This is a genomic window from Streptomyces hazeniae (assembly GCF_031845485.1).
GTDB lineage: Bacteria > Actinomycetota > Actinomycetes > Streptomycetales > Streptomycetaceae > Streptomyces > Streptomyces hazeniae.
Genome location: NZ_JAVREQ010000021.1, coordinates 116,339 through 128,723 on the forward strand (window position 1 = coordinate 116,339; position 12,385 = coordinate 128,723).

General features: G+C 73.3%; 7 protein-coding genes. All 7 read left to right on the top strand.

Annotated elements, in window-relative coordinates:
- Positions 1 to 144 precede the first annotated feature (144 nt).
- The gene (locus tag RM572_RS21555; protein ID WP_311675031.1) at positions 145 to 621 is read left to right on the top strand and encodes a cobalamin B12-binding domain-containing protein; all 477 of its coding nucleotides are present in this window, start codon (positions 145 to 147) and stop codon (positions 619 to 621) included.
- A gap of 23 nt (positions 622 to 644) precedes the next feature.
- Complete coding sequence (locus RM572_RS21560; RefSeq protein WP_394813673.1) at positions 645 to 2,033, top strand: methylaspartate mutase; 1,389 nt, start codon at positions 645 to 647, stop codon at positions 2,031 to 2,033.
- Positions 2,017 to 3,078: an asparagine synthetase A gene (locus RM572_RS21565; RefSeq protein WP_311675032.1), complete on the top strand. Its 1,062-nt coding sequence runs from the start codon at positions 2,017 to 2,019 to the stop codon at positions 3,076 to 3,078. Before RM572_RS21560 ends, RM572_RS21565 begins: the two co-directional genes overlap by 17 nt.
- Complete coding sequence (locus tag RM572_RS21570; protein WP_311675034.1) at positions 3,075 to 4,421, top strand: glutamate synthase-related protein; 1,347 nt, start codon at positions 3,075 to 3,077, stop codon at positions 4,419 to 4,421. Before RM572_RS21565 ends, RM572_RS21570 begins: the two co-directional genes overlap by 4 nt.
- A complete protein-coding gene (locus RM572_RS21575) occupies positions 4,418 to 5,722 on the top strand; it encodes an MFS transporter (protein WP_311675035.1) in 1,305 nt (434 codons plus the stop codon). Before RM572_RS21570 ends, RM572_RS21575 begins: the two co-directional genes overlap by 4 nt.
- Before the next feature lie 458 nt (positions 5,723 to 6,180).
- Positions 6,181 to 6,396 (top strand): MbtH family protein, encoded by a 216-nt coding sequence (locus RM572_RS21580; RefSeq protein WP_311675036.1) that lies wholly within the window; start codon positions 6,181 to 6,183, stop codon positions 6,394 to 6,396.
- A 114-nt stretch (positions 6,397 to 6,510) separates the two neighbouring features.
- A partial coding sequence (locus tag RM572_RS21585; RefSeq protein WP_311675037.1) for a non-ribosomal peptide synthetase occupies positions 6,511 to 12,385 on the top strand: 5,875 nt, incomplete at its 3' end.

Genomic DNA, 12,385 nt, shown 5'->3' on the forward strand with positions numbered 1-12,385 from the left:
TGGCGCCCCCGTCCCGCTCCTACGGTGAATCCGCCGACCGCGCAAGGCGGTTCAGGCCCGGACCCGATCGAACGGCCGCGGACACCCCGCGGCCCGGAACGCCGCGTTCGAGGAGACCCCGACCGCAGGGAATGAGGCCCACAGATGGAAGTCACCACCAGAGAGGTGTCCGGAACCCGCACGGCGGGTCTGCACGTGGTGGTGTCCGGCGTCGCGTCCGACGCGCACACGTGGAACCTGGTGTTCCTCCAGCTGCTGCTGGAGGAGCTCGGGCACCGCGTGACGAACCTGGGGCCCTGTGTACCGGACCGGACCCTGCTCGCCGAGTGCCGGGAGCTGCGGCCCGACCTGCTGGTGCTCAGCAGCGTGAACGGGCACGGCGGCGCCGACGGCCGACGGGTCGCCCGGCTGCTGCGTGAGGACCCGGACTGCGGTCGCCTGCCGATGGTCATCGGCGGGAAGCTGGGGATCTCCGGGCCGGACGGGCAGGAGACCGGTCCGCTGCTCGAAGCGGGGTTCGACGCGGTCTTCGAGGACGGCTCCGGCCTCGCCTCGTTCCGCTCCTTCCTGCAGTCCGTCGAGGCCGGACGGCGGGCGATACCCGCGAGCGTCGCCCCGTGAGCGGGGACGCGCGCGGCGCGGCGATCCGCCCCACCGCCCCGGGCGCCGCCCGGCTGCCCACCGCCCCGGCGGACGGTTCGTTCGGCGGGTTCGTGGAGGCCGCGCGACGGGAGGGCCGGCTGGTGGTCCAGCCGCGGATGGGCATGAGTTCTCCCTCGGCCATGCGATCCGGTCTGCTGGCCACGCGGGACGCCCGCGCCTGCACCGTCGGCACCCTCACGGTGGACAGCTACACCCGCGTCGGCGCCCTGCAGGCGGCACGCCAGGCCCTCGCCGACGGAGTCGGCCTGAACGGCTACCCCCTGGTGACGCACCCGCGGACGACGACGCGCGCGGTGCTGGACGGCGTCGAGGGGCCGCGGTTCCCCGTGCAGGTGCGGCACGGTTCGGCCTGCCCGCAGGACATCATGCGGGCCCTGGTGGCCGCCGGCCTGCACGCCACGGAAGGCGGACCGGTCTCCTACTGCCTGCCCTACAGCCGCACCCCGCTCCGCGAGGCCGTCACGAACTGGGCCCACGCCTGCGACCTGCTGCTGCACGCCCGCGACGGGGGCGTCGAGCCCCATCTGGAGACGTTCGGCGGCTGCATGATGGGCCAGCTCTGTCCCCCCAGCCTGCTCGTGGCCCTCAGCGTGCTCGAAGGACTGTTCTTCGCCCAGCACGGGGTGCGCAGCGTCTCCCTGAGCTACGCCCAGCAGACCCACCCCCAGCAGGACGAGGAGGCGCTGCGGGCGCTGGACCGGCTCGCCCGCACGCTCATCCCCGACGTCGAACGGCACCTCGTCCTCTACGCCTACATGGGGGTCTTCCCCCGCACCCCGGAGGGGGCCCGCGGGCTGCTGGAGGACGCCGCCCGGCTGGCGGTCCGCACCGGAGCGGCACGGCTCATCGTGAAGACGACGGCCGAGGCCCACCGCATCCCGACGGTCGAGGAGAACGTGCAGGCCCTGGAGGCCGCCGACCGTGCCGCGGCGGACGAGGCGGCCACCGCCCGGCCCGCCACCCCCGCGCCCGACACCGGGATCCACGCGGAGGCTTCGGCGCTCGTCGGCGCGGTCCTCGACCTCTCCCCCGATCTCACGGTCGCGCTGCCCCGGGCGTTCCAGCGCGGCTATCTGGACGTGCCCTACTGCCTCCACCCGGACAACGCGCAGCGCTCCCGCGGCAGCATCGACGCCGAAGGGCGGCTGCGCTGGGCGGCCATCGGCAGCATGCCCCTGGGCGGCCTGGTGGAGATCACCGACGCGCCGCGGATGACCTCCGGGGACCTGCTGCGCTCGCTGGCCCATGTCGAACAGCGCTACGACCGGCCGGTCCTCGACCGGAGCCCCACCCCACCCGCCGTGATCGCCGGGTCCGGCATCCCACCCCACCCCACGAAGGACGGTGAACGTCTTGCTTCGCACTCCTGACGCCACGAGGCACCAGGCCGGCCCGCTCCCGCAGCAGTCCGGGACCGCCACGGCCGACTCCGGGCAGCCCCGGCTGCCCCAGGAACCCCCGGTGCACCTCACCGACCCGGTGACCCGGGCCGTGATCAGAATCCAGGGAACGATGCTGGCCACGGCCCGCGCGCACCTGCGCGAGGCCGGGTTCACCGAGCTCCTGCCGCCCGTCATCGGGCCGGTCACGGACCCCGGCGTGCGCGGCTCCAAGCAGGTCGACGTGGACTACTACGGTCACCGCTACAAGCTGATGAGCAGCGCCATCCTGTACAAGCAGGCGTCGCTGCTCGCGTTCGACAAGATCTTCTGCATCGCCCCCTGCGTGCGCCTCGAACCGCTGGAGACCAGCAACACCAGCCGTCACCTTGCCGAGTTCCACCAGATCGACGTCGAGATCGCCGGCGCCGACCGGGAGGCGGCCATGGGCGTCGGCGAGGACCTCGTACGGGCGGTGGTGCGGGGCGTGCTGGACGCGCACTCCGACGACCTGAAGGAGCTGGGCCGCGACGTCTCCGCTCTCGCACCCCTGCTCGACGGGGCGTTCGGCTCGATGAAGCACGCCGAGGCCGTGTCCGCGCTGCACGCGCTGGGCCACGCCCAGTCCGCCGACGCGGAGATCGACTGGGAGGGAGAGGCGCTGCTGTCGCGGCAGAGCGAGCAGCCGTTCTTCGTCACGGACTACCCCAAGGGCTCGCGCGGCTTCTACGACCGCGAAAGCCGCACCGAGCCGGGCGCGCTGCGCAACTTCGACATCCTCGCGCCCGAGGGCTACGGGGAGCTGTGCAGCGGCAGCGAGCGCGAGCACGACTACGGGCGCATCGTGACCCGGATGCGCGAGACCGGGGAGAACCCGGCCAAGTACGAGTGGTACCTGCGGATGGCGCGCCAGGGCATCCCCGCGAGCGCCGGTTTCGGCATCGGGCTGGAGCGCTTCACCCGCTACGTCGCCGGCCTGGACTCGGTGTGGCAGGCGAGCGCGTTCCCCAAGGTGCCGGGAGAGGTGACGCCGTGAACGGCCCCACGCCCGCACCGGCCGGTCCCGTCGCTGAAGGCTTCCCCTCCGACGCCGTCCGCGACCGGGCCCGCCGGGGCACGGCCGCCGTGTTCCCGCCCCTCGACGCCTACGGTTCGACGCTGTTCGGCGCGGACCCGGCGCGTCCCGCGCTCTGGGCCGACCCCCTCGACGCGTTCCGGCTGGTGCCTCCGGTCTTCATGCCGCAACGGCTGGAGAAGCTGGTGGACCTGGCCCGCGAGCCCGTCCACCACGACGTCGAACTGACGTCGGCCTTCGGGGGGTTCGCGGCCACCGCCCCGGTGTACCTGTCCGCGTTCGGCTCCACCCGGATCGCCGGCGGCGACCTGGGCCTGGCGGCGAGCCGCCAGGCGGGCCGGCTGGGCATCCCGATGGTCGTCGGGGAGAACATCGTCCCGGTGGAGGGCTACGGCCGCTCCGACGGCACCGGGGGCGAGGACGGGGAGAAGGCCGAGCGGATGCTGCTGGCCCGGCTCCACGCCTACCTCGGCGACGTACCCGACGGCGTCGGGGGTGTCGTGGTGCAGCAGAGCACCGAGGACGCGGACGCCGAGGTCTGGAACCTGGTGCACAGCGACCCGGGCGCCGCGCCCCTGCTGGACACCGGCCGGCTCGCCTTCGAGCTGAAGGTCGGTCAGGGAGCCAAGCCCGGCCTCGGCGGGATGACGGTGCTGCCGCGGGCGCAGGCGGCGCGGGTGTCCGGGCAGTACACCGTGGACGGCTCGCTGGACGCGGACGGCGAGCGTCTGCTGCGCTGCAGCAGTCCGGGAACGTTCACCGACGAGATCCTGCGGCAGCAGATCCGGCTGATGCGGAACAACTTCCCCCGGGTGAAGGTGTGGGTGAAGCTGCCGCCCGGCCGGGACGTCGGAGCAGCGGCCCGCGTGGCCTGGGAGAGCGGCGCGGACGCGGTCACCGTCGACGGCGCCGAGGGCGGCAGCGGATGGGCGCCCACCGCGTTCCTGGACCACGTCGGTCTCCCGCTCGGCGAGTGCCTGCGACGTGTGGGACGTCCGGAGCACGACCTGCTCGCCTCCGGACGGATGTGGGAGGGGACCCGCGCGGTCAAGGCGCTCGCGCTGGGTGCCCGTGCGGTGGGGCTCGGCCGGGCCGCGTTGGTCGCGGTCGCCGAGGACCCCGAGAACGGCCTGGTGCGCCTGGTCGAGGCGCTGGCGCTGGAACTGCGGCTGCTCGTCAGCGCCGTGGGCAAGTACCGGGTCGGCGATCTGGCGCCGGAGGACCTGTGGTCGCCCGCCGGGGACGTACCGGTCGAGGCGCCCACGGCCCTCGTGCCGGGAGGCGTGCCGGGAGGGGCGCCGTGAAGCATGCGACGACCGGGCGCGCGGCCGGTCCGGTCCGCGCGCGCACCGGCGGACTCTTCACGGCCCGCTACCTGAGTTTCCTTTCCGCCATGGGCCTGTCCTCCCTCGGCGACGCGGCCTGGTACGTCACGCTCGCCTGGACCCTGACCGAGACGACCAGCCCGGGAACGGCGGGAGCGGTCCTCGCGCTGGCGTCGCTGCCGCAGCTGCTCACGCTGCTGGGCGGCGGGGCGGTCGCCGACTCCGCCGGGCCGCGCCGCGTGATGTACCGCGCGGACGTGGCCCGGGCCGGGGTGATGGTGGTCGCGGCGGGGCTCGTCGCCGTGACCGGCCCCGACGTGGTGGTCCTGGTGGTCGCGGCCGCGGCGCTCTCTCTGTGCGCCGCGTTCTTCGTGCCGGCCTCCGGTGCGTTCCGGGCGCGGCTGCTGCCCCGGGAGCACCTGGTGCGCGGGAACGCCCTGTACCTCAGCGGGCTGCGCGGCGGCCAGGCGCTGGGCGGGCCGCTGGGCGGCGGCCTCCTGGCGCTGGGCGGTGTTCCGCTCGTCGCCGCGGTCAACGCCGCGACCTTCGGCCTGGCCGCCTTCGCCGTGCGCAAGGCACGCGGTCTCCCCGGCAGCACGGAGGAGCGGGCGCGTGCCGTCGAGGACGCCGCGGCGGACGCCGGACGGGACGCGCCTCCGCCCGCCGCCATCCGCACCTTCCGCCAGCAGATCGCCGACGGGCTGCGGACGGTGGTCCGCCGGCCGCATCTGCGGTCCGTGATGCTGGTCATCGGTCTGGTGGAGCTCAGCGCCGGCGGTCCGGTGAACGTCGGCATCGTGCTGCTGGCCGGCACCTACGGGTCGGGGGCCGGCGGAGCGGGCCTGCTCCTCACCCTGTTCACCGTGGGGGCGACCGCCGGGTTCCTTCTGACGCTGGTATGGCCGGCCCGCCGCCGGGCGGGACGGGTGGTGCTGCTGGGGAGCGTGGTCCAGACGGGCTGCCTGGCCTCGCTGGCCATGGTGTCGTCCCTGCACTGGGCACTCGTGCCCTACTGCCTGATCGGGCTGGTCTCCGGCGTCGGGGGCATCGTCCTGGTGTCCCTCGTGCAGCGCTGGTCGCCCGAGTCGGCCCGGGGGCGGGTGATGTCCGTCCAGGCGCTCCTGATCTTCGGCGCCGCTCCGCTCGGCAACCTGCTCATCGGTGTGCTGGCGGAGGGCTTCGGCATGCGGGCGGCGTTCGCGACGCACGCGGCACTGGCCGGGTGCGCGGCACTGACCCTGCTCCTGGTGCGACCGCTGCGGGAGGCCCGCCTCGACTGACTCCGGCGCCGCGCGAACGGCGGAAGACCGCGTCCCCCGCCCGGAACCGGCGGCTCCGCCCCCGACGCGCCCGGTCGCGGGCCGTTCGGGAAGAGCGCGCCGGCGCCCGGCCGTCGGCGTCGTGCGCGGGGCCTGACCCGCGCCCGTGGGCGGACGCGCGCGGACGGCAGGGCGTCGACGCCCTCGTCGCGGCGACCACACCGACCCGCCCGGCCCTGGACCACCGGGCCGGGGATCCCCTGTTGAGGTCGAGTCGCACTCCGGCCACGCCGGCCGGCTGCCCCGACCGGTGGGTCGCCGCCGCGGACGGCGTCTGACACGGCGCGGCACCCGTTCGATTCGGCAGGAAATGCGGCCGGGGAACTGCCGGTGAGCTGCCCCCTCTGCTGCCGTTCGGCACCCTTTCGCCTTTCTATTCTCGTGCCGTCCGGATTCAAAGAAGTAAAGGAGCATCCGTCATGACGAATCCCTTCGAGAACGACGACACGCAGTACCTCGTGCTGACGAATCACGAGACCCAGCATTCGCTGTGGCCCGCCGACCTGGAGGTTCCGGCCGGCTGGGAGACGCAGCACGGCCCCGACGAGCGGACGGCGTGCCTCGCCTACATCGAGGAGAACTGGCGCGACATGCGCCCAGCCTCGCTGATCGCCGACATGGCGAAGTCGGGCTGACGCCCGCCCTTTTCCCGAACAGGCGCAGCCTGCCGGCCCCGTTTTCTTCTTCTGCTCACTCACGTCATGGAGATGGTGACCGTGTCCTCGTCATCGGTCGAGAACCTTTCGCAGATGCCCCCGTCCGCCACCTGGTCGTGTGTGCACGAGGCTTTCGAGGCCGTCGCTCATCGGTATCCGGACCTGACCGCGCTCGTGTGCGGTGAACACCGCCTGACCTACCGCGAGCTGGACGAGGCCGCCAACCGTCTCGCCCACCACCTGCGCGCCTGCGGGGTGTCGCGCGGGGACACCGTCGCCGTCCTCCTCGACCGCGACCTCCCCCTGGCCACCACCACCCTCGCCGTCCTCAAGGCCGGCGCCGCCTACACCCTCCTCGACCCCGACTTCCCCACCACCCGCCTGACCACCATCACCCACCACTCCCACGCCACCCACCTCATCACCACCACCAGCCACGACACGGAGTGGTCGAGCGACGCGGTCCGACCGGTGTTCCTGGACCGGGACGAGGCGGCCATCGCCGCCCAGCCGGCCACACCACCAGGCATCCCCATCACGTCCGACGACACCGCCTGCGTGATGTTCACCTCCGGCTCCACCGGCACCCCCAAAGGCGTCGCCACCCCGCATGGAGCTGTCACCAGCACTCTCCTCGACCAGCACTTCACCACCACCGGCCCCGGCGACACCTGGCTCCAGTGCTCCCCCATCCCCTGGGACGCCTACGCCCTCGAACTCTTCACCCCCCTCCTCCACGGCGCCACCTGCATCCTCCAACCCGGAACCCGCCCCGACCCCGACACCATCGCCCGCCTGGTCACCACCCGTCGGCCGACCCACCTCTACCTCTCCGCCAGCCTCTTCAACCACCTCCTCGACACCCACCCCGGTCTCTTCAGCCACACACGCCACGTCCTCACCGGTGGTGAACCTGCCTCCGTTCCGCACGTCGCCAAGGCCCTCGACGACCACCCCCACCTGATCCTCACCAACGGCTACTCACCCGTCGAATCCACCATTTTCACCACCACCCACACCATCACCCCTCAGGACACCCAACGCCCCACCATCCCCATCGGGGCGTCTCTGCCCACCAAGCGGGCTCTCCTGCTCGACTCCCGTCTCCGCCCCGCACCGCCCGGCACCATCGGCGAGATCTACATGACCGGCACCGGACTCGCCCACGGCTACACCCACCAACCCGCCCTCACCGCCGAACGCTTCACCGCCAACCCCCACGGCCACCCCGGCGAGCGCATGTACCGCACCGGCGACCTCGCCCGCCGACTCCCCGACGGCACCCTCGAATACCACGGCCGCACCGACCACCAGATCAAAATCCGCGGCTACCGCATCGAACCCACCGAAATACAAACCACCCTCACCCACCACCCCCACATCCGCCACACCGCAGTCCTCCCCCACGACCACAACGGCACCACCCGACTCGTCGCCTACATCGTCCCCGAAAAGGAAGGCGGCATCACGCCGGGAGAACTACGGCGCTACGCCTCCGGCCGGCTGCCGGAATACATGGTGCCGAGCGCCTGGGTCTTCCTCGACGCGCTGCCGCTGACCCCCAACGGCAAACTCGACCGCGCCGCCCTTCCCGCACCCGACTTCCGGCAGACGGCCACCGCAGGTCGTGCTCCCGGAACTCCGCTGGAGCGAAGGCTCTGCACGCTGTACGCGGAGATCCTGGACCTGGCGGAAGTGAGCGCCGACGCCGATTTCCTCCAGCTCGGCGGACACAGCCTGCTCGCCGCCCGGCTCGTCGGCCGCATCCGTTCCGTCCTCGACGCGGAGATCGGGCTCCGTGACGTCTTGCGGTCCCCCACCGTCGCAGAACTGGCGTCCGTGGTGGCGGACGCCCCGCGCGCACAGCCGGCACTCACCGCCGGGCCACGTCCGCAGCACCTTCCCCTGGCACCGGCGCAGCGGCGCATCTGGTTCCTGGACCACGCGGCGGGACCGTCGTCGCTCTACAACGTGCCGTTCACCGTGCGGCTGCACGGTGAACCGGACCAGCGGTGCCTGCGGGACGCCCTGCTGGACGTGGTCGCCCGTCACGAAGCGCTGCGGACCGTCTTCCCCGCGCACGACGGCGAACCCCGCCAGCACATCCTGCCCGCGGAGGACTGCCGCCTGTCGTGGGCCGTCGTGGAATGCGCCGGGGACGTGGACGGGGTGGTCCGTGCGGAGGCGGCGCGTCCGTTCGATCTGGCGGGGGAGATCCCGTTCCGTGCCCGGCTGTTCTCGACCGGCGAGGACGAGCACGTGCTGCTGCTCGTGCTGCACCACATCGCCGGTGACGGCTGGTCGGTCGACCCGCTGCTACGCGACCTGGGCGCCGCCTACACCGCCCGCACCCGCGGGCACGCACCCGACTGGGACGCACTCCCCGTCCAGTACGCCGACTACACCCTCTGGCAGCGTGCACTCCTCGGCGACCTCGACGACCCCAGCAGCATCCTCGCCACCCAGCTCGACCACTGGCGCGACACCCTCGCCGGCATCCCGGAAGAACTCGCCCTGCCGGTGCACGGACGTCGCTCGGACGACGGCGCCCGCGCCGGTGCGGCCCTGCCGCTGCACCTGCCGGCCGAGCTGCACGCCCGGGTGGTGGAGCTCGCGCGGGAGACCGGCACCACCGTCTTCATGGTCCTCCACGCCGCCCTCGCCGCACTTCTCACCCGCCTCGGCGCCGGCACCGACATCCCCCTCGGCACCCCCGTCGCCGGACGCACCGACCACAACCTCGACGACCTGGTGGGCTTCTTCGTCAACACCCTCGTCCTCCGCACCGACACCAGCGGCAACCCCACCTTCCGCACCCTCCTGAACCGCGTACGCAACACCGACCTCACCGCCTACGCCCACCAGGACCTCCCCTTCGAAACCCTCGTCGAAGACCTCAACCCCCACCGCACCCTCACCCACCACCCCCTCTTCCAGACCATGCTCGTCCTCCAGAGCAACACCACGGGCACGCTCCGGTTGGCCGGGGTGGAGGCGGAGGAGCCCCGGGTCCTGGCACTCGACTCGGCGAAGTTCGACATCACCGTCGACGTGGCGGAGCAGCACGACGACGACGGCGAACCGGCCGGCCTGACCGGCACGCTCACCACCGCCACCGACCTCTTCGACCGTCGGGCCGCCGAGGCCTTCGCCGACCGCTGGGCGCGCCTGCTGGAGGCGATGACCGCGGATCCCGGGGCGACGATCGGCGACGTCGACATCCTGACGTCCGCGGAACGGGAGGCGCTGCGAGCCGAGCGGCAGGCGACGCGGCGGGGACCCGTGACGGGAACCGTGCACGAGACGTTCGCCTCCGCCGCCGACCGCCACCCCGAGGTCACCGCCGTCGTCTGCGAGCAGGAGCGCCTGACCTACCGCGAACTGGACGACGCCGCCAACCGCCTCGCCCACCACCTCCGCGCCGTCGGGGTCTCCCGCGGCGACACCGTGGCGATCCTTCTCCAGCGCGATCCGCGGCTGGTCGTGGCACTGCTCGCCGTCCTGAAGGCCGGGGCGGGCTACACCCTGCTCGACCCGCACTTCCCCGCGGCGCGGCTGCGTGCCGTCACCGGCCAGGCAGGCGTCAGCCATGTGCTGAGCACCTCCGAGCACGACGCGGGCTGGCGGAACGACGCCACACGGCTCGTCCTGCTCGACCGGGACGCGGCGGCCGTCGGCCGCCTGCCGGCCACACCCCCCGCGCTCGCGGTCTCGTCCGCGGACACCGCCTGCGTGATGTTCACCTCGGGTTCCACCGGCACCCCCAAGGGCGTCGTCACCCCCCACCGCGCGCTGGTGGGCACGCTCCTCGGTCAGAGCTACGCGGACTTCGGTGCCGGGGAGACGTGGCTGCAGTGCTCGCCGATCTCGTGGGACGCCTTCGCGCTGGAGCTGTTCGGCCCGCTGTTCCACGGCGGGACGTGCGTCCTCCACCCGGGGAACCGGGTCGACCCCGCGCAGGTGGCCGCACTGATCCGGCGGCACCGGGTCACCACCGCCTACCTGTCCAGCGGTCTCTTCAACCACCTGATGGACAACCATCCCGGGGCCTTCGACGGGGTCCGGGTCCTGATGTCCGGCGGTGAACGCCTCTCGGCTCCGCACGTCGCCCGTGCGCTGCGCGCGTATCCGGCGACCCGGTTCGTGAACGGCTGCAGCCCGGTCGAGGGCACGATCTTCGCCCTCGCGCACACGATCTCGCCGCAGGACGCGGCGTCCGGCTCGATCCCGGTGGGCACCGCCCTGGCGGGCAAGCCCGTCCACATCCTCGACGCACGGCTCCGGGAGGTGCCGCCCGGCGTGGTCGGTGAGGTGTACGTGTCCGGCATCGGCCTCGCCCACGGGTACGCCGGCCTTCCGGCGCCGACCGCCGAGCGCTTCGTGGCGGACCCGTACGGCCCTCCGGGCAGCGTGATGTACCGATCGGGGGACCTGGCGCGCCGCCTGGCCGGCGGCGAGATCGAGCATCACGGCCGGGCCGACGACCAGCTGAAGGTCCGCGGTTTCCGCATCGATCCCGCAGAGGTGGCGGGCGTCCTCGCCGGCCGGCCGGACGTACGGCAGGCCGTGGTGACGCCGTACACGTCGGAGGCCACCGGCTCCGTGCAGCTCGTCGCCCATGTCGTCGGCCGCCAGGGCTCCGCCCCGGTCGACACCGAGGCCCTGCGCCGGTACGCCGAGGAGCACCTGCCGCCGCACCTGCTGCCCGCGAGCTACGTGCCACTCGACGCGCTCCCGTTGACGGCCTCGGGCAAGGTGGACCGCCGTGCCCTGCCGGAGCCGCCACGGGCGAGTGCACCCGCCGGCCCTCAGCCCGCCACCCCGCGCGAACGTGCGCTGTGTGCACTCTTCTGCGAGGTACTCGGCCTCGACACGGTGAGCGTGCGGGAGAACTTCTTCCACCTGGGCGGGCACAGCCTGCTGGCCGCGCGGCTGACCAGCCGCGTCCGGGCCGAGCTGGGGGTGGAGACCGGGGTCGCCGACGTGTTCCGCTTCCCCACGGTCTCGGCCCTGGCCGCACGTCTGGAGACGGCCGACCGGGCGAAGCCGCCGCTCTCCCGGTACGCACGTCCCGACGCGCTGCCCCTGTCCTCGGCCCAGCAGCGGCTGTGGTTCCTGGAGGAGATGCAGGGGCCGAACGCCTCCTACCACATCCCGTTCCTGCTCCGCCTGCGCGGCGAACCGGACGTGGACGCCCTGCGCGACGCCGTTCGCGACGTGGCAGACCGTCACGAGGCCCTGCGCACGGTCTTTCCGGCCACGGGCGGCGTACCGCGGCAGCACGTCGTACCGCTGTCGGAGGCTCACGACCTGTGGCAGCAGCGGGACGGCGAAGCACGGGACCAGGCCGCGCTGATCCGGGAGGCCACGCTGGCCCCGTTCGACCTGTCGGGGGAGATTCCGTTCCGTGCCCGGCTGTTCTCGACCGGCGAGGACGAGCACGTGCTGCTGCTGGTGCTGCACCACATCGCCGGTGACGGCTGGTCCGTCGGCCCCCTCCTGCGCGACCTGGGCGCCGCCTACACCGCCCGCCGCGAGGGCCGGTCACCGGACTGGGCCGAACTCCCCGTCCAGTACGCCGACTACACCCTGTGGCAGCACGAACTCCTCGGCGACCCCCACGACCCCAGCAGCCTTCTCGCCACCCAGCTCGACCACTGGCGCGACACCCTCGCCGGCCTCCCGGAAGAGCTCACCCTGCCCACCGACCGGCCGCGCCCCGCACACCCCACCGGCCACGGCGCCGACGCCCCTCTCACCCTCGACGCCGCCACCCACGCCCGCGTGGTGGAGCTCGCGCGGGAGACCGGCACCACCGTCTTCATGGTCCTCCACGCCGCACTCGCCGCCACCCTCACCCGCCTCGGCGCCGGCACCGACATCCCCCTCGGCACCCCCGTCGCCGGACGCACCGACCAAGCCCTCGACGACCTGGTGGGCTTCTTCGTCAACACCCTCGTCCTGCGCA

Coding starts and splice junctions, on each gene's coding strand:
- RM572_RS21555 (WP_311675031.1), top strand. CDS start 145: ATGGAAGTCACCACCAGAGAGGTGTCCGGAACCCGCACGGCGGGTCTG.
- RM572_RS21580 (WP_311675036.1), top strand. CDS start 6,181: ATGACGAATCCCTTCGAGAACGACGACACGCAGTACCTCGTGCTGACG.